Below are 18699 nucleotides of genomic sequence, written 5' to 3'. Positions count from 1 at the left end.
AGGCAATCTGCGTCATTTTGAATGTCTGGACGTCTAAACGTATGGATGTTCACTCTGAGGCAGTAACTCCTGAGCGATTAGCGATTGATGAGGTAAGCAGGTATGAGTTTTTTCCACGCCAACCAGCGCGAAGCGCTGAACCAAAGTCTGGCCGAACTGAACGGGCAAATTAACGTCTCTTTCGAGTTTTTTCCGCCGCGTACCAGTGAAATGGAACAAACTTTATGGAGCTCCATCGATCGCCTCAGCAGCCTGAAACCTAAATTTGTTTCGGTAACCTATGGCGCTAACTCTGGTGAGCGTGACCGGACGCATAGCATCATTAAAGGCATTAAAGATCGCACGGGGCTGGAAGCGGCGCCTCACCTTACCTGTATTGATGCCTCACGCGATGAGCTGCGCACCATAGCTCAGGACTACTGGAATAACGGTATTCGCCATATCGTGGCGCTGCGTGGCGACCTGCCGCCAGGTGCCGGAAAGCCGGAAATGTACGGTGCGGATCTGGTGGGTTTACTGAAAGAAGTGGGTGATTTCGATATCTCTGTAGCGGCATATCCGGAAGTACACCCCGAAGCCAAAAGTGCTCAGGCAGACCTGATCAACCTGAAGCGCAAAATTGATGCCGGAGCCAACCGGGCGATTACCCAGTTTTTCTTTGATGTGGAAAGCTATCTGCGCTTTCGCGACCGTTGTGTGGCGGCAGGCATTGATGTGGAAATCGTGCCGGGTATTCTGCCTGTCTCAAACTTTAAGCAGTTGCAGCGCTTCGCCGCCATGACCAATGTGCGGGTGCCAGGCTGGATGACCAGCATGTTTGCCGGGCTGGATGAAGATCCGGAAACGCGCAAAATGGTTGGCGCTAACGTGGCGATGGATATGGTGAAAATCCTCAGCCGTGAAGGCGTGAAAGACTTCCATTTCTATACCCTGAACCGGGCAGAGATGAGCTACGCTATTTGCCATACGCTGGGTGTAAGGCCTGTCGCCTCGGTTGCCTGAGAAAAAATGCAGAAAAAAGACGCCCTGAGGCGTCTTTTTTTATGGCTGCAATCCGCCTGGCGGATCAAAGACCCGAGGCTCGTGTCCGGATGACCGCCATCCGGACGCTGTGCTTATCCGGTATTACGCATCCCGGCAGCCACGCCCGCTATCGTTACCATCAGCGCCTGTTCCACATCGGCATTAGGTTCTTCGCCTTTTATTTCAAGCTGGCGAGAACGGTGAAGCAGTTCGGCCTGTAGCACGTTCAGCGGGTCCGTATAGACGTTTCGCAGCGCTATTGATTCTGCAATCCACGGCTGATCGGCCATCAAGTGCGCATCATTAGCGATAGTCAGCACCGCTTTAATATCGGAATCAAGCTGCTCCCTGAGCTGTTTCCCCAGAGGCCAGAGCGACGGTTCTACCAGACGCTGGTCATAATATTCCGCCAGCCACAAATCCGCTTTGGAGAACACCATCTCCAGCATACCGAGACGAGTAGAGAAGAATGGCCAGTCGCGGCACATGGTCTCCAGCTGATCCTGATGCCCCGCTTCCATCGCTTTTTGCAGCGCGGCACCGGCGCCCAGCCAGGCGGGCAGCATCAGGCGGTTTTGCGTCCAGGCGAAGATCCACGGAATGGCTCGCAGCGATTCCACGCCGCCACTTGCGCGGCGTTTTGCCGGACGAGAGCCGAGGGGCAGTTTGCCCAGCTCCTGCTCAGGCGTTGCCGAGCGGAAGTAGGGCACGAAATCCTTGTTTTCCCGCACGTAGCCACGGTACATCGCGCAGGAGTCCGCAGAGAGCTGATCCATGATGCCGCACCATTCTGCTTCTGGCTCCGGCGGCGGAAGCAGGTTTGCTTCCAGAATAGCGCCGGTATAGAGCGACAGGCTGCTGATGGTGACTTCCGGCAGGCCGTATTTGAAGCGGATCATCTCACCCTGTTCGGTAACGCGCAGTCCGCCCTTCAGGCTGCCCGGCGGTTGAGAGAGCAGTGCCGCATGGGCAGGTGCGCCGCCACGGCCAATAGAGCCGCCGCGTCCGTGGAACAGCGTCAGCGCGATACCCGCTTTCTCGCAGGTTTTGATTAATGCGTCCTGAGCCTGATACTGCGCCCAGCTTGCCGCCATTACGCCCGCATCTTTTGCCGAGTCGGAATAGCCAATCATCACCATCTGCTTGCCCTGAATGATGCCGCGATACCAGTCAATATTCAGCAGCTGGCTCATCACATCATTGGCATTGTTCAGGTCATCCAGCGTTTCAAACAGCGGCGCAACCGGCATGGTGAACGGAATGCCGGCTTCTTTTAGCAGCAGATGGACAGCCAGCACGTCGGAGGGGACTTTCGCCATAGAAATAACGTAGGCGGCAATCGAGCCTTTCGGTACTTCAGCGGCGACGCGGCAGGTTTCCAGCACTTCACGCGTTTCGGCGCTCGGCTCCCACTGACGTGGCAACAGCGGGCGCTTTGAGTTCAGCTCGCGGAGCAGGAATGCCTGTTTGTCCGCTTCTGACCAGCTTTCGTAATCGCCTAACCCGAGGAAGCGGGTGATTTCAGCGATGGCTTCAGTATGGCGGGTGCTTTCCTGACGGATATCAATACGCACCAGCGGCACGCCAAAGCATTTCACGCGGCGCAGCGTATCCAGCAGCTGCCCGTTGGCGATAATGCCCATGCCACAAGCCTGTAACGACTGATAACAGGTGTAGAGCGGGTCCCACAGCTGGTCATTGGAGATCAGCAGGTCGGCCGGACGCGGCAGACGCTCCCCTTTCAGACGACGCTCCAGGTAAGCCTGGGTGCTCATCAGCTGACCGCGCAGGTTTTTCATGATCTCACGGTAAGGCTCTAATGCTTCCGGATTGCCGCACAGCTCACGAACCTCTGGCGTACATTCCGACATTGAAAGCTCAGAAACCAGCACGGCGATGTCACGCAGGAACAGGTCCGTTGCCTTCCAGCGGCTGAGTTGCAGCACATGGCGGGTGATATCGGCGGTAACATTCGGGTTTCCATCGCGGTCGCCGCCCATCCAGGAGGTAAACTGCACCGGCACAAAGTCTACCGGCAGCTTCACGCCGAAGGAGGCTTCCACCTGCTCATTCAGCTCACGCAGGAAGCCAGGCACGCCCTCCCACAGGCTGTTCTCCACCACGGCAAAACCCCACTTGGCTTCATCGATTGGGGAAGGGCGATATTTACGGATTTCATCGGTATGCCAGGCCTGGGCAACCAGCTGGCGGAGACGGCGCATAATCAGCGATCGGTCATAATCAGAAAGATCGTTGTGATCGAGCTGCTTCAGGCAGCTGTTCACTTCCACCAGCTTGTGGATCAGCGTCCGGCGGGTAATTTCAGTGGGGTGAGCCGTCAGCACCAGCTCCAGTGACAGTGACTCAATCGCTTCACGGATCTGCGCTTCGGTCAGGTTTGGCTGCTGTTTCAGCCGGTCAAAGACCTTGCTGAGCATCTCGGGGTGATGGGCTCCCTCACCTTTAGGGGAGATAGTATGGTACTGCTCGGCAACGTTGGTAAGATTCAGAAACTGGCTGAAGGCACGTGCCACAGGTAGCAACTCATCATTCGACAGGTTTTGCAGCGTTGACAGCAATTCCTTACGATGAGCGTCATTTCCCGCACGGGATGACTTAGAGAGTTTGCGGATGGTTTCCACCCGCTCAAGGATGTTCTCTCCAAGCGCATCCTTTATCGTATCCCCGAGCAGTTTGCCGAGCATACTGACATTACTTCGCATTGCGGAATATTGTTCGTTCATATGATCCCTGACACCCTTCTGTTATGTCACTTTATTTCACCGTTGCCGGCATAACGTTAGCTTTTATCTAGCCACGTTCGTAACCGTTCGTCAAATGACTTAAATCTGACGGCTTCTGCGGCTAAATCACGGGAATTTATGAAATTTAATTACGGCGAAGCGAGATAAGTTATTCTTATCATGAAAGTCGGAACAATTCTGGGGCAAGACGCTGATTCTGTAGTGAAATGCCCCGAATCTTATTTAATGATGGCAGAAATGCTGTACCACCTGGGCGATCAGTTCACGCGTTGGTTTAATAAAGGCGGTATCGATATATTCATCGGGCTGGTGCGCCTGATTGATCGAACCCGGCCCCAGCACCAGCGTCGGACACAACTCGTTAATGAAAGGCGCTTCGGTACAGTAATTGACGATTTCCGTCTCTGTTCCCAGTAATTTTTCCACCACCTGCACCAGCTGATGATTACGCGGACATTCGTATCCCGGAATGGGCGGATGCAGTTCGCTGACGGTCACGCGTCCTGGCCAACGCTCGCTGACGGGAGCCAGCGCCTCATTCAGCAATCCTTCCAGCTCGTTCAGTGACAAACCGGGTAACGGGCGGATATCCATATACATATCGCAGCAGGCGCAGATGCGGTTTGGCGCATCGCCGCCGTTGATGTAACCAAAGTTCATGGTGGGATAGGGGATAGCGAAGCCGTCGTGATGGTAGCGCTCTTTCAGCGTTTTACGCAGGCCCAGCAAATGCGTGATCGATTCATGCATCAGTTCAATGGCGTTCACGCCCCGTGCCGGATCGCTGGAGTGGCCAGACTGCCCCTGAATACGGATAGCCTGAGAGAGATGACCTTTATGGGCGCGCACCGGCTTCAGCGACGTTGGCTCACCGATAATGGCGCAGTCGGGACGAATAGTGGTGTTCTCAGAGAAATATTTCGCTCCCGCCATGGTGGTTTCTTCATCGGCGGTGGCGAGGATATAGAGCGGTTTCTCCAGCTTTGTCACATCAACGTCGCGCAAGGTATCTAAAATAAAGGCGAAGAAGCCTTTCATATCCGCCGTACCCAGTCCATACAGCTTGTTATCGTGCTCCGTCAGCGTAAAGGGATCGCGCGTCCAGCGGCCATCATCAAAAGGCACGGTATCGGTATGGCCTGCTAACAGCAGACCGCCTGCGCCGCTGCCTGTTTTCGCCAGCATATTGAATTTATGACGCGTGCCGGGAACGGACTGAACCTCAACACTGAAGCCAAGGTCACGAAACCAGCCAGCCAGCAAATTGATTAAAGTTTCATTACTCTGATCGATGGCGATGTCGGTTGCGCTGATCGACGGCGTGGCAATCAACTCACGGTAGAGCTCGATAAAAGGCGGTAATTTTGTCTTCACTGTTGACAGTCCTTGCGTTAGGATAGTATCAATATTCATGCAGTAATAGTGAATAAAAATACATTAATGGCGTACGGATGGCAACGTTCCAGAGTCCAGCGCCGCTCGCGTGGGAACCCAGCGTAAACCGCTGCATCCCGAAATTTTGAGACCGAACCGAATAAGGTAGTCAGTCTGATGTTGAACACGCTGATTGTTGGTGCCAGTGGCTATGCTGGTGTAGAGCTTGCGACTTACCTGAATCGTCATCCACAGGTGAACATAACCGCTTTGGCGGTTTCAGCGCAAAGCCCGGATGCAGGAAAATTGCTTTCCGATCTCCATCCGCAGCTGAAAGGCATCCTCGATATGCCACTGATGCCGCTCAGCAGCGCGGCAGAGTATGCGGACAAAGTGGACGTTGTTTTCCTGGCGACCGCGCACGAAGTGAGCCATGACCTTGCGCCAGAGTTTCTCGCCGCGGGTTGCGTGGTATTCGATCTCTCCGCCGCTTTCCGCGTGAACAGCGAAAGCTTCTTCACTGACTATTACGGCTTCCCGCACCAGCATCAGGCATGGCTGGAAAAAGCGGTCTATGGCCTGGCTGAATGGCAGCATGACGAAATTAAAGAAGCCCAGCTGATCGCCGTACCGGGCTGCTATCCAACAGCAGCGCAACTGGCGCTGAAGCCGCTGATCGAAGCGGATTTACTGAATAATGCGCAATGGCCGGTGATCAATGCCACCAGCGGCGTCAGCGGTGCCGGACGCAAAGCGGCCATGGGGACCAGCTTCTGTGAAGTCAGCCTACAGCCTTACGGCATCTTCACCCACCGCCATCAGCCAGAAATTGCTGCGCATCTTGGCGTGCCGGTTATTTTCACCCCGCATCTGGGCAACTTCCCGCGCGGCATCCTGGCGACCACCACCTGTCGGCTGAAGGCAGACGTCACGCGCGAAGATGTGGCTGAGGCCTTCCATAATGCATATCACGATAAGCCGCTGATCCGTCTGTATGACAAAGGTGTGCCGTCAATCAAAGGCGTGGTCGGGCTGCCGTTCTGTGATATCGGCTTTGCCGTACAGGGTGAACACCTGATTGTGGTTTCAGCAGAGGATAACCTGCTGAAAGGGGCGTCATCTCAGGCGGTACAGTGCCTGAATATTCGCTTCGGCTTCCCGGAAACTCAGTCACTTATTTAATCAGCGGATACGATTATGACTAATCCTTTAATTATCAAACTCGGCGGTGTACTGCTGGATAGCGAAGAAGCCCTGGCGCGCCTGTTCGATGCGCTGGCGGCTTACCGCGCCACACACCAGCGTCAGTTGCTGATCGTGCATGGCGGTGGCTGTCTGGTTGACGAGCTGATGAGCAAGCTGTCGCTGCCGGTGAAGAAGAAAAATGGCCTGCGCGTCACCCCAGCCGATCAGATCGATATCATCACGGGTGCGCTGGCAGGCACTGCCAATAAAACGCTGCTTGCCTGGGCAAAAAAACAGGGCATTGAGGCGGTCGGCCTCTGCCTGGGTGATGGCGGCAGCGTCAATGTTGAAGCTTTCGATGAAGAGCTGGGTCACGTCGGGCAGGCCACGCCGGGTTCGCCAGTGCTGATTAACACGCTGCTGACGGCGGGCTTCCTGCCGGTAATCAGCTCCATCGGCATCACTCAGGATGGCAAGTTAATGAACGTCAATGCCGACCAGGCAGCGACCGCGCTGGCCGCCACGCTGGGGGCAGATCTGATCCTGCTCTCCGATGTCAGCGGAATTCTGGATGGCAAAGGCCAGCGCATAGAAGAGATGACCGCCGCTTACGCCGAAAAGCTGATTGCTGAAGGCGTTATCACTGACGGTATGATTGTGAAAGTGCATGCTGCCCTGGACGCGGCCCGTACGCTGGGCCGTCCGGTGGACATCGCCAGCTGGCGCCATGCTGAGCAGCTGCCCACCCTGTTTAACGGCGTGTCGATTGGCACCCGGATCCTCGCTTAACAAAGTATTCAAGGAAAAGACAATGCAAGACAAAAGCATCAAGAAAATCGTACTGGCTTACTCCGGTGGTCTGGATACTTCCGCAATCATTCCGTGGCTGAAAGAGAACTACGGTGGCTGCGAAGTGGTGGCCTTTGTGGCGGACATTGGTCAGGAGCGCGGCGATCTGGAAGGCGTTGAGCAGAAAGCGTTGCAGTCCGGTGCCTCTGAATGTCACGTGGTCGATTTGCGCGAAGAGTTCATCAGCGATTACGTCTACCCCGTTCTGCAAACCGGTGCGCTGTATGAAGGCACTTATCTGCTGGGTACCTCCATGGCGCGTCCAATTATCGCCAAAGCGCAGGTAGAGCTGGCGCTGAAAGTCGGGGCAGACGCCCTGTGCCACGGTGCGACTGGTAAAGGTAATGACCAGGTTCGTTTCGAGACCACCTACACCGCGCTGGCTCCTCAGCTGAAAGTTGTAGCGCCATGGCGTGAATGGGATCTGCGTTCCCGTGAAGCGCTGCTGGACTACCTGAAAGAGCGCAATATTCCGACCACCGCATCGCTGGAAAAGATTTACAGCCGTGACGAAAACGCCTGGCACATCTCCACCGAAGGCGGCGTGCTGGAAAGCCCGTGGAATGCCCCGAATAAAGATTGCTGGGTCTGGACCGTGGATCCGCTGGAAGCGCCGGATCAGCCTGAGCAAGTTACCGTTTCCGTAGAGAAAGGCCGTGTGGTTGCCGTCAACGGCAAAGCACTCAGCCCGTACCAGTGCCTGGAAGCGCTGAACGTGATAGGTGCGAAGCACGGTGTGGGCCGTATCGATATCGTGGAAAACCGTCTGGTGGGCATCAAATCCCGTGGTTGCTACGAAACGCCGGGCGGCACCATTATGGTTAACGCGCTGCGTGCAGTAGAGCAGCTGGTGCTGGATCGCGACAGCTTCAAATGGCGCGAGCAGCTGGGCCATGAGATGTCCTATGTGGTTTACGACGGTCGCTGGTTCGCGCCGCTGCGCAAATCGATCCAGGCTGCGGCTGAATCTCTGGCAGCAGAGGTAAACGGTGAAGTGGTGTTGCAGCTGTATAAAGGCCAGGTGACGGCGATCCAGAAGAAATCAGCTAACAGCCTCTATTCCGAAGAGTTTGCTACCTTCGGCGAAGATGAAGTGTACGATCACCGTCATGCTGGCGGCTTCATCCGTCTGTTCTCGCTCTCTTCACGCATTCGTGCGCTGAACGAAAAGAAGTAATCTGCCGTTAAGGCACTCAGCGCCGGGGAGAGACGAACGCTCCCCAGGCGCTCCGCATTCTATTTCTCACCAAACGAATTAATGGAGCACTGACATGGCACTTTGGGGTGGACGGTTTACTCAGGCAGCAGATCAACGTTTCAAACAGTTTAATGACTCACTGCGCTTCGACTATCGTCTGGCAGAGCAGGATATTGTCGGCTCCGTTGCCTGGTCCAAAGCGCTGGTGACGGTCAATGTTCTGACAGCCGAAGAGCAGCAGCAGCTGGAAAGCGCGCTGAACATCTTGCTGGAAGAGGTGCGGGCTAACCCGCAGCAGATCCTTGCAAGCGATGCGGAAGATATTCACAGTTATGTTGAGGGACGCCTGATTGAGAAAGTTGGCGCACTTGGCAAAAAGCTTCATACCGGCCGCAGCCGTAATGACCAGGTGGCGACCGATCTGAAGCTGTGGTGCAAAGCGCAGGTCAGTGAACTGCTGATCGCCTCTCGTCAGCTGCAACAGGCGCTGGTGGCGACGGCTGAAGCCAATCAGGATGCCGTGATGCCGGGTTATACGCACCTGCAACGTGCCCAGCCGGTGACCTTTGCGCACTGGTGCCTGGCGTATGTGGAGATGCTGGCCCGCGACGAAAGCCGCTTGCAGGATACCCTCAAACGTCTGGACGTCAGCCCGTTAGGCTGTGGCGCCCTGGCCGGTACCGCCTATGAAATCGACCGTGAGCAGCTGGCAGGCTGGTTAGGCTTCGCTTCTGCCACCCGCAACAGCCTGGATACCGTATCTGATCGCGACCACGTGCTGGAACTGCTTTCCGATGCTTCTATCGGCATGGTTCACCTCTCCCGTTTCGCAGAAGATCTGATCTTCTTCAATACCGGCGAATCTGGCTTTGTCGAACTCTCTGACAAGGTGACCTCCGGCTCCTCCCTGATGCCGCAGAAGAAAAATCCCGATGCGCTGGAGCTGATCCGTGGCAAATGTGGACGTGTGCAGGGCGCGCTGACCGGCATGATGATGACGCTGAAAGGGCTGCCGCTGGCTTATAACAAAGATATGCAGGAAGACAAAGAAGGGCTGTTTGACGCGCTGGATACCTGGTCAGACTGTCTGCACATGGCGGCGCTGGTGCTGGAAGGTATTCAGGTGAAGCGTCCTCGTTGCCAGGAAGCGGCTGAGCAGGGTTATGCCAATGCCACCGAGCTGGCGGATTACCTGGTCGGGAAAGGCGTGCCGTTCCGCGAAGCTCACCATATTGTGGGTGAAGTGGTGGTTGCCGCTCTGCAAAAAGGCGTGGCGCTGGAAGCGCTGAAGCTGGAAGAGCTACAGGCCTTCAGCAGCGTGATTAACGACGATGTTTATCCGTTTCTGTCGCTGCAATCCTGCCTGGATAAGCGTAATGCCAAAGGCGGCGTTTCCCCTCACCAGGTCTCTCTGGCGATTACAGACGCGAAAAACCGTCTGGCCTGATCAAAAAAAAGGCGGGCACAATGGCCCGCCAAAAAATATTTCGACTTTATTATACGTTTTAGGCACATAAGAGGGCGGGTCAGTGTGGCCTCACCCGTCCAGCTTATTCTTACGCTACAAAAAACTTCTCAAGATCATCGCTACCGCCAATATGACGACCGCCAATAAACACCTGCGGCACGGTTGCACGACCGGTCACCGCTCTCAGGCTGACGGTAGTGGCATCCTGGCCCAGCACAATCTCTTCATACTGAATACCGCGATCCTGCAACATCTGTTTAGCTTTGGCACAGAAAGAACAGCCTGGCTTGGTGAACAGCGAAACGGATTCCTGCACCTTAAATTCCGGCGCCAGATAGCGCAGCATGGTGTCGGCATCAGAGACTTCAAACGGGTCGCCCGGCTTGTTGGGTTCTACAAACATTTTTTCCACCACGCCGTTGCGTACCAGCATGGAGTAACGCCATGAACGGGGACCAAAGCCCAGATCCGCTTTCTCAACCAGCATCTCCATACCGCGGGTAAATTCGCCGTTACCGTCCGGAATAAAAGTAATGTTGGCCGCGTGCTGATCGGCTTTCCAGGCGTTCATCACAAAGGTGTCATTGACGGAAACGCAAAGGATGCTGTCCACGCCATGCTTTTTAAATACGTCAGCCAGCTCGTTATAACGCGGCAAATGGCTGGATGAGCAGGTTGGCGTAAAGGCACCTGGCAATGAAAAAAGAATCACAGTTTTGTCTTTAAACAGCTCATCAGTTGTTACGTCGACCCAGTTGTCGCCCTGACGCGTGTGAAAAGTGACCTGTGGGACAGACTTACCTTCCTGACTTGCAAACATAAACTACCTCTTAGTTAAGGGGACTCTTACGAACGGGGGACATTATTGCTGCCTGCACTTGATAGGGCTAATCGTTGATTGCTATCCTATCTATCGCCACGGACTATCGTGGCCCGGAGGATAAAAATGAATATTCGTGATCTTGAATACCTGGTGGCTCTGGCGGAGCATCGCCATTTCCGGCGCGCGGCAGATTCCTGTCATGTCAGCCAACCTACCCTGAGCGGGCAGATCCGCAAGCTTGAAGATGAACTGGGCGTGATGTTACTGGAGCGCACCAGCCGAAAGGTGCTGTTTACCCAGGCTGGATTGCTGCTGGTCGATCAGGCACGCACGGTGCTGCGTGAGGTAAAAGTGCTGAAGGAGATGGCCAGCCAGCAGGGTGAAGCGATGTCCGGGCCGCTGCATATTGGCCTGATCCCGACGGTCGGGCCTTATCTGTTACCGCAGATTATTCCGACGCTGCATCAAACGTTTCCAAAGCTGGAGATGTATCTGCATGAAGCGCAGACCCAGCAACTGCTGGCACAGCTGGACAGCGGCAAGCTGGACTGCGCTATCCTGGCGCTGGTGAAAGAGTCGGAAGCCTTTATTGAGGTGCCGCTGTTTGATGAGCCAATGAAACTGGCGGTGTATCAGGATCACCCGTGGCATGACCGCGATCGCGTGGCGATGTCTGAACTGGCCGGTGAAAAGCTGCTGATGCTGGAGGATGGACACTGTTTGCGCGACCAGGCGATGGGATTCTGCTTCCAGGCCGGTGCGGATGAAGACACACATTTCCGGGCAACAAGTCTTGAAACGCTGCGTAACATGGTGGCTGCCGGAAGCGGGATCACCTTATTGCCTTCGCTGGCGGTGCCGAAAGAGCGGGTAAGGGATGGCGTCTGCTATCTCTCCTGCTACAAACCGGTGCCTCAGCGTACGATTGCGCTGGTTTATCGCCCTGGGTCGCCGCTGCGCAGCCGCTATGAGCAGCTGGCAGAGGCGATTAAAACCCATATGCAAGGCTATATGGATACGACGTCAGAACAGCCGGTTCAGGCCGTTTAACGCCGCTACGCGGTAGGCTTCGGCCATGGTTGGATAGTTAAAGGTGGTATTCACGAAGTACTCAATCGTGTTGCCACCGTTTTTCTGCTCCATAATGGCCTGGCCGATGTGGATGATCTCCGCCGCACGCTCGCCAAAGCAGTGGATCCCCAGGATCTCTTTCGTTTCACGATGGAAAAGGATCTTCAGGCTGCCCACGTTCATGCCGACAATCTGCGCCCGCGCCAGATGCTTAAACTGCGCACGACCCACTTCATAAGGTACTTTCATCGCCGTCAGCTGTTGTTCGGTTTTCCCTACAGAGCTGATCTCCGGAATAGTATAAATCCCGGTGGGAATATCCTCAATCAGATGGGCAGTTGCTTCCCCTTTGATCAATGCCTGGGCAGCGATACGGCCCTGGTCGTAGGCGGCTGAAGCGAGACTTGGATAACCAATCACATCACCTACCGCATAAATGTGCGGCTGGGCAGTCTGATACATGCTGTTTACCTTCAGCAAGCCGCGTCCATCCGCTTCCAGACCCACATTTTCCAGCGACAGGGAATCGGTGTTCCCGGTACGTCCGTTAGCGTAGAGCAGGCAGTCAGCTTTCACCTTTTTGCCTGACTTCAGGTGCATGATCACGCCGTCGCTGACGCCTTCAATTTTTTCAAACTCTTCATTGTGGCGAATAACCACGCCGCTGTTCCAGAAGTGATAGGAAAGCGAATCTGAGATCTCCTGATCGAGAAACGCCAGCAGGTGATCACGGGTATTGATCAGGTCAACCTTCACGTTCAGCCCACGGAAGATCGAAGCATACTCACAGCCTATTACCCCAGCGCCGTAGATGATGACGTGGCCTGGCTCATGATGCAGATTCAGAATAGAGTCGCTGTCGTAAACGCGCGGGTGCGTAAAGTCCACGTCAGCAGGATGGTATGGGCGCGATCCGCAGGCAATAACGAACTTTTCTGCCGTCAGACGCTCGACGGTGCCGTCATGGCTCTCTATCTCAATAGTATTAGCATCAATAAACCGCGCGTCACCCTGATAGAGCTCGCAGCGGTTGCGCTCGTAAAAGCCCTGACGCATCCGGGTTTGTTGGCTGATCACGTTTTCTGTGTGATTAAGAATATCAGCAAACGAGGAGCGGAGAAGACGGGTGTGGTCACTGTAAAGCGGATTCTGGTTGAACTCGATAATGCGGCTGACAGCATGGCGAAGCGCTTTAGAGGGGATAGTTCCCCAATGCGTACAACCGCCGCCAATGTTGTGATAGCGTTCGATAACGGCTATGCGTGCGCCCTGTTTGACCAGCCCCATTGCAGCGCCTTCGCCGCCAGGACCGGAACCAATCACAATGGCGTCGTAATCATAAGACTGTTGCATACCAATACGTCCTATTTTCTTATACAATTTTTCAACGAGATCATAACATCCCCTTGACCACTTCCCAATTCTAACAGGCTTTTTTGCCATCATTTGACAAAGCGTGGGGTTAACAGGCGTTCACAAAGTAGATGCCACTGTACGCTGAAATTTTTGTTATAGTGCCGGTCAGGCAAGTAAAACAGGCACAAACATGGCTATCTTGGGCGTCAGAGCGCAACAGAAAGAACGGACAAGACGTTCGCTGATTGAAGCGGCATTTAGCCAGCTAAGTGCCGAGCGGAGTTTCGCCAGCCTGAGCCTGAGAGAAGTTGCCAGGGAGGCAGGGATCGCGCCTACCTCGTTCTATCGTCACTTTCGTGATGTAGATGAGTTAGGGTTAACGATGGTGGATGAAAGCGGACTGATGCTTCGTCAACTGATGCGCCAGGCGCGTCAGCGTATCGCCAAGGGCGGCAGCGTTATCCGCACCTCTGTCTCCACCTTTATGGAGTTTATTGGCAACAATCCAAACGCCTTTCGTCTGCTGTTGCGGGAGCGTTCAGGCACTTCGGCAGCGTTTCGTGCCGCCGTAGCCCGTGAGATCCAGCATTTCATTGCCGAACTGGCGGATTATCTGGAAATTGAAAATCGCATGCCCCGGAGCTTCACAGAAGCGCAGGCGGAAGCTATGGTAATTATCGTATTTAACGCCGGTGCGGAAGCGCTGGATATCGATATTGACCAGCGTCGCAAGCTGGAAGAGCGTCTGGTGTTGCAGCTGCGAATGATTTCGAAGGGCGCTTATTACTGGTATCGTCGTGAACAGGAGAGGCTGGCGGTGACGCTGGAATCCCATGACTAAAGGAAAGTGACATGAGTTTAGCCACTGGTCGGGACAGAGGTACGCTGTTGCTGGCATTTCTGACCGGATTATCGATCAACGGATCGTTTTCGGTGTTGTTCAGTTCGCTTGTGCCGTTCTCCGTTTTTCCGCTTATTGCGCTTGGCCTCTCTGCCTGGTGCCTGCACCAACGTTATCTTAACCGTTCAATGCCAGACGGCATGCCCTCGCTGGCTGCCGCCTTTTTCCTGCTGGGTATTCTCTTGTACAGTGCCATTGTGCGCGCCGAATATCCGGATATCGGTTCCAACTTTATCCCAACCATTCTGATGGTGGCGCTGGTCTTCTGGATTGGCCTGAAACTGCGCGCGCGCAAAACCAACTAGTGTTCAGGCGGCCCGCACCGCCTGACGGCTAGCGTCGGGTCAGCAGGACGCCACATTCCATATGATGCGTATAGGGGAACTGGTCAAACAGCGCCAGTTTTTCCACCTTATGCGTTTCGGCAAGCGTTGCCAGATTGTCGCACAGCGTTTGCGGGTTGCAGGAAATATAGAGAATGCGCGGATAAGCCTGCACCATTTTTACCGTTTCTGTATCCAGCCCACTGCGTGGCGGATCTACAAAAATCGTTTCACACTGATAACTCTGTAAATCAATGCCTTCGAGGCGCTGGAATTTCCGCGCGCCGTTCATCGCTTCGGTAAATTCCTCCGCCGACATACGAATAATCTGCACGTTATCAATACCATTCACCGCGATATTGTATTGCGCAGAGGCAACGGACGGCTTGGCAATTTCTGTCGCCAGTACGCGGTTGAAATTACGGGCGAGAGCAAGGGAAAAGTTACCGTTGCCGCAGTACAGCTCCAGCAGATCGCCTGAGGCATTTTTCGTGACTGCCAGCGCCCACTCCAGCATCTGAATATTCATGGCCGCATTCGGCTGCGTAAAGCTGTTCTCTACCTGACGATAGATGATCTCCTTCCCCGCTACCGGCAGAGATTCGTCAACATAATCACGATCCAGGCAAATCTTGGTTTTGGTTGCGCGCCCAATCAGATGCAGATCGAACCCTTCTGCACGTAATGTATCCCGCAGCGCTTCCGCTGCCTGCTGCCACTCTTCAGTCAGGGCGCGATGATAGAGCAGCGACACCACAATCTGATTGCTCATTGTTGAGAGATAATCGACCTGAAACAGCTTATGCCGCAACACTTTATTATCGCGGACCAGGGCGATCAGACGCGGCATTACCGCGTTAATAAGCTGGCTGGCGGCCGGGAAGCTCTCTACCCGAATACGCTCCCGGGTCTGCTGGTCAAAAATAATATGGTAGAGATCGTCGCCCTCATGCCAGAGACGGAATTCCGCCCGCATACGATAATGGCTGACCGGTGAACGAAAAACCTCAACCTCCGGGGCGGCGAAAGGGGTCATCAACGTCCTGAGACGGATAACTTTCTCCTCAAGTTGGGCATCATAGTGTTCAACGGGCAGCTGTTCGGGCGTCATGCGGTTTCCTGGGTTGAGAGACTTTTATTGCCGGGCGATTGTAGGGATCTGATACGCAATGTCCAGTGTTGTGCTCTGCTGAGCGCTTTTGGATGTCTGGATATCTGGACTTCCCCCAAAGATGAACATAAGATGCGCTTTCCGGCCTTTCAAAGAGTTAAAAGGGAATCCAGTGCAAAGCTGGAGCTGACGCGCAGCGGTATGGAATGTCGTGGCGATTGCAATGCTGACACTGTCTCACGATGGGAAGTCTTCGCCATTTAATGATTCCGAGCCCGAAGACCTGCCGGTATTACGTCGCAATTCATACGATCATCGCGTGCTATCGATCGTAGGCCTGCGGCATCCTGCATGATTTTTTGGATGCTTTGTCAAAAATGATAATCAAAAAAACGCCTCTGTTGGCTTTCAGCGCAACGGCGATTTCCCTCTGGGCGCAAAACGGCTTCGCACAGAAGGCTGATACCACGCTTGTTACCACCGCTAACCGCTTTGCTCAGCCGGTCTCTTCCGTACTGGCTCCCACTACTGTGGTTACCCGTGAAGAGATCGATCGCTGGCAGTCCAAAAGTTTGACGGATGTGATGCGTCGGTTGCCGGGAGTGGACATCGCGCAGAATGGCGGTATGGGCCAGCAAGCCTCAATGTTTATCCGGGGAACAGAATCAAGACATATATTAGTGCTGATCGACGGTATTCGCCTGAATCAGGCTGGTATCAGTGGCTCTTCCGATCTCAGCCAAATCCCTATTTCGCTGGTGCAACGTATTGAGTATATCCGCGGCTCGCGCTCTGCCGTTTATGGCTCTGATGCGATCGGCGGCGTGGTTAACATCATCACCGGGCGCAGCAAGCCGGGCACTACCCTGACGGCTGGCGTAGGCTCCAACGGCTATCAGTCTTATGACGGCTCTACCCAACAGATGCTGGGGGAAAACACCCGAGTCACGCTGGCAGGCAACTACACCTATACCAAAGGCTATGATGTTGTCGCTAACTACCCCGATGCTTTTGGTGATACGCCGCAAAAAGATCGTGACGGTTTTATGAGCAAAACGATCTACGGCGCTTTAGAACAGCAGATTAGTGACGAATTTAGTGGGTTCGTTCGTGGTTATGGCTACGACAACCGAACGGCTTATGATGGCACCCCAACTTACGTTCAGCCTGACACTTATGTAGATACCCGTCAGCTCTACAGTCAGACCTGGGATGGCGGCCTGCGGTTCCATAACGGCATCTATTCCTCTGAACTCACAGCCAGCTATAGCCACACCAAAGATTATAACTACAGCCCTAAACTGGGTCGGTACGATGCTACGGCAACGCTGGATGATTCGCAGCAATACAATCTGCAATGGGGAAATAACATTGCGGTAGGTAATGGCAGCGTCAGCGGGGGTGTTGACTGGCAAAAGCAGACAATCGAACCCGGCACGGCTTATGTTAATGAGAGCCAGCAAGCAACCAATACCGGAATCTATGCCACCGCCCAGCAGATGGTGGGTTCTGTTACGCTGGAAGGGGCCGTTCGCGGCGATGACCATTCAGAATATGGCTGGCACAATACCTGGCAGACCAGCGCGGCCTGGGAATTTATTGATGGCTATCGGTTACTGGCAAGTTATGGCACGGCTTTCAAAGCGCCAACGCTTGGTCAGCTCTATGGTGCCTTTGGCGGCAACAGCAATCTTGACCCGGAAGAGAGCAAGCAGTGGGAAGGGGGGATTGAAGGTTTAACAGGAGCGGTAACCTGGCATCTGTCCGGATACCGTAATGACATTGACAGCCTTATCGATTACAACCCGGCTACCAGTGGTTATTACAATATCGGCAAGGCTACGATTAAAGGTATTGAAGCGACGGCTTCATTTGATACAGGCCCGGTCACGCATCAAATCTCTTACGATTATCTGGACCCCCGTAACGGAGAAACTAATGAGATTTTGCTTCGACGCGCTAAGCAGCAGGTCAAATATCAACTTGATACCACTATTTATGATTTTGACTGGTCATTAAGCTATCAGTATCTGGGGCAGCGCTATGACCAGGAGTATTCAGAGGACGTTAATGGTCGCCTCGTGAAACTTGGCGGTATCAGCCTGTGGGATCTCGCCGTTTCTTATCCGGTAACGTCTCAGCTAACCGTTCGTGGTAGAATAGCTAACCTGTTCGATAAAGATTACGAGACGGTATATGGCTATCAAACTCCGGGAAGGGAGTATTACCTCAGCGGCAGCTACACCTTCTAAAGAGCGTCCCACCGTGCTGGTTTTTGATTCCGGCGTCGGTGGGCTGTCAGTTTATGATGAGCTCCGGCAGCTGATGCCGGATCTTCACTACCTTTATGCCTTCGACAACGTGGCCTTTCCTTACGGCGAAAAGTCTGAGGAGTTTATCGTTCACCGTGTGGTCGATATCGTCGAAGCCGTAACCCAACGTTATCCTCTGGCGTTAGCTGTAATAGCCTGCAATTCTGCCAGCACCGTGACTCTCCCGGCACTTCGCGCCCGTTTCGGCTTTCCGGTAGTGGGCGTTGTCCCTGCTATTAAACCTGCCGCACGCCTGACGCGTAATGGCATAGTCGGTCTACTGGCGACCAGAGGCACCGTCAAACGCCCTTACACGCATGAGCTGGTGGCTCGTTTTGCCGGAGAATGTAAAACCGAAATGCTGGGTTCAGCAGAACTGGTTGAGCTTGCAGAAGCTAAACTCCAGGGCAAGCCCGTTCCACTGGAAGATGTACGGCGCATTCTGCAACCCTGGCTACGAATGAAAGAGCCGCCCGACACGGTAGTATTAGGCTGTACGCATTTCCCTTTATTAAATGAGGAGCTGCAACAGGTGCTGCCTGAAGGGACCCGTCTGGTCGATTCCGGTGCGGCAATTGCCCGCCGTACTGCCTGGCTGTTAGAAAATGAGTCACCAGAAGCCCTTTCGTCGGACAGTAATCTCGCTTTCTGTATGGATATTACTGAGCGAACAGTACAATTAATGCCCGTTTTACAGCGTTATGGCTTCGAAAAGCTTGAAAGATTGCCTCTTTCACCCGTTTCTGAGTGAAATTTAGACGGTTGAAAAGTTTTTTGCATTTACCCCTTGCGGCCTGTCAGGAACTCCCTATAATGCGCCTCCACTGACACGGAACAACGACTTACAGGTCGCCGGGTCAGGAAGAGAAAAGTGAGAAAATCCTTGACTCTTCAGCGGGAAAGAGTAATATCTCCACCCCGCGCCACACGAGAATATGTG

At 54.2% G+C, this 18699-nt stretch carries 15 protein-coding genes and 1 riboswitch; of the genes, 10 read left to right on the top strand and 5 right to left on the bottom strand.

Annotation, left to right across the window (positions count from 1 at the left end):
* The first annotated feature begins 102 nt into the window (after nucleotides 1-102).
* A complete protein-coding gene (metF, locus tag AAH450_RS19465) occupies nucleotides 103-1002 on the top strand; it encodes a methylenetetrahydrofolate reductase (protein WP_342911688.1) in 900 nt (299 codons plus the stop codon).
* A 113-nt stretch (nucleotides 1003-1115) separates the two neighbouring features.
* On the opposite strand, the gene ppc is transcribed toward metF, so the two are convergent.
* Both ppc and argE read right to left on the bottom strand, forming a co-directional pair.
* Entirely contained in the window at nucleotides 1116-3767 is a 2652-nt protein-coding gene (gene ppc / locus AAH450_RS19460; protein WP_342911687.1) for a phosphoenolpyruvate carboxylase, read from the bottom strand.
* A 243-nt stretch (nucleotides 3768-4010) separates the two neighbouring features.
* The gene (argE, locus tag AAH450_RS19455; RefSeq protein ID WP_342911686.1) at nucleotides 4011-5162 is read right to left on the bottom strand and encodes an acetylornithine deacetylase; all 1152 of its coding nucleotides are present in this window, start codon (nucleotides 5160-5162) and stop codon (nucleotides 4011-4013) included.
* Nucleotides 5163-5339: 177 nt separating this feature from the next.
* Between argE and argC the strand changes: the two genes are divergently transcribed.
* From argC to argH, 4 genes are all read left to right on the top strand, one after another.
* Complete coding sequence (gene argC, locus AAH450_RS19450) at nucleotides 5340-6344, top strand: N-acetyl-gamma-glutamyl-phosphate reductase (protein WP_342911685.1); 1005 nt, start codon at nucleotides 5340-5342, stop codon at nucleotides 6342-6344.
* A 15-nt stretch (nucleotides 6345-6359) separates the two neighbouring features.
* Nucleotides 6360-7136, top strand: coding sequence for an acetylglutamate kinase (gene argB / locus AAH450_RS19445; RefSeq protein WP_342911684.1), 777 nt, complete (start codon nucleotides 6360-6362; stop codon nucleotides 7134-7136).
* A 22-nt stretch (nucleotides 7137-7158) separates the two neighbouring features.
* A complete protein-coding gene (locus AAH450_RS19440; RefSeq protein WP_318791887.1) occupies nucleotides 7159-8373 on the top strand; it encodes an argininosuccinate synthase in 1215 nt (404 codons plus the stop codon).
* Between the two features lie 94 nt (nucleotides 8374-8467).
* Entirely contained in the window at nucleotides 8468-9841 is a 1374-nt protein-coding gene (gene argH, locus AAH450_RS19435; protein ID WP_342911683.1) for an argininosuccinate lyase, read from the top strand.
* Between the two features lie 109 nt (nucleotides 9842-9950).
* On the opposite strand, the gene AAH450_RS19430 is transcribed toward argH, so the two are convergent.
* Entirely contained in the window at nucleotides 9951-10682 is a 732-nt protein-coding gene (locus AAH450_RS19430; protein WP_318791889.1) for a redoxin family protein, read from the bottom strand.
* A gap of 126 nt (nucleotides 10683-10808) precedes the next feature.
* On the opposite strand from AAH450_RS19430, the gene oxyR reads away from it, so the two are divergent.
* Nucleotides 10809-11735 (top strand): DNA-binding transcriptional regulator OxyR, encoded by a 927-nt coding sequence (gene oxyR, locus AAH450_RS19425; protein ID WP_342911682.1) that lies wholly within the window; start codon nucleotides 10809-10811, stop codon nucleotides 11733-11735.
* Here the strand turns inward: oxyR and sthA are convergent.
* Nucleotides 11709-13109, bottom strand: a complete 1401-nt coding sequence (gene sthA / locus AAH450_RS19420) for a Si-specific NAD(P)(+) transhydrogenase (RefSeq protein WP_318791891.1) — start codon at nucleotides 13107-13109, stop codon at nucleotides 11709-11711. The two genes, oxyR and sthA, sit on opposite strands and share 27 nt — an antisense overlap.
* Before the next feature lie 202 nt (nucleotides 13110-13311).
* On the opposite strand from sthA, the gene fabR reads away from it, so the two are divergent.
* Nucleotides 13312-13953 (top strand): HTH-type transcriptional repressor FabR, encoded by a 642-nt coding sequence (fabR, locus tag AAH450_RS19415; protein WP_318791900.1) that lies wholly within the window; start codon nucleotides 13312-13314, stop codon nucleotides 13951-13953.
* Nucleotides 13954-13964: 11 nt separating this feature from the next.
* Nucleotides 13965-14318 carry a YijD family membrane protein gene (locus tag AAH450_RS19410; protein ID WP_318791892.1) on the top strand — a complete coding sequence of 118 codons (354 nt, stop codon included), beginning with the start codon at nucleotides 13965-13967 and terminating at the stop codon, nucleotides 14316-14318.
* Between the two features lie 28 nt (nucleotides 14319-14346).
* On the opposite strand, the gene trmA is transcribed toward AAH450_RS19410, so the two are convergent.
* Nucleotides 14347-15447, bottom strand: a complete 1101-nt coding sequence (trmA, locus tag AAH450_RS19405; protein ID WP_342911681.1) for a tRNA (uridine(54)-C5)-methyltransferase TrmA — start codon at nucleotides 15445-15447, stop codon at nucleotides 14347-14349.
* A gap of 126 nt (nucleotides 15448-15573) precedes the next feature.
* A riboswitch (cobalamin riboswitch) is annotated at nucleotides 15574-15752 on the top strand.
* 72 nt (nucleotides 15753-15824) lie between these two features.
* On the opposite strand from trmA, the gene btuB reads away from it, so the two are divergent.
* Nucleotides 15825-17699: a TonB-dependent vitamin B12 receptor BtuB gene (gene btuB, locus AAH450_RS19400; protein ID WP_342911680.1), complete on the top strand. Its 1875-nt coding sequence runs from the start codon at nucleotides 15825-15827 to the stop codon at nucleotides 17697-17699.
* On the top strand, nucleotides 17644-18510 hold the full coding sequence (gene murI / locus AAH450_RS19395; RefSeq protein ID WP_342911679.1) for a glutamate racemase: 867 nt from the start codon (nucleotides 17644-17646) through the stop codon (nucleotides 18508-18510). The genes btuB and murI overlap by 56 nt, the downstream gene beginning before the upstream one ends.
* Nucleotides 18511-18699 lie beyond the last annotated feature (189 nt).

The organism is Erwinia magellanica (genome assembly GCF_039023495.1).
Taxonomy (GTDB): domain Bacteria; phylum Pseudomonadota; class Gammaproteobacteria; order Enterobacterales; family Enterobacteriaceae; genus Erwinia.
This window is presented reverse-complemented; position numbering and strand designations above follow the sequence as displayed.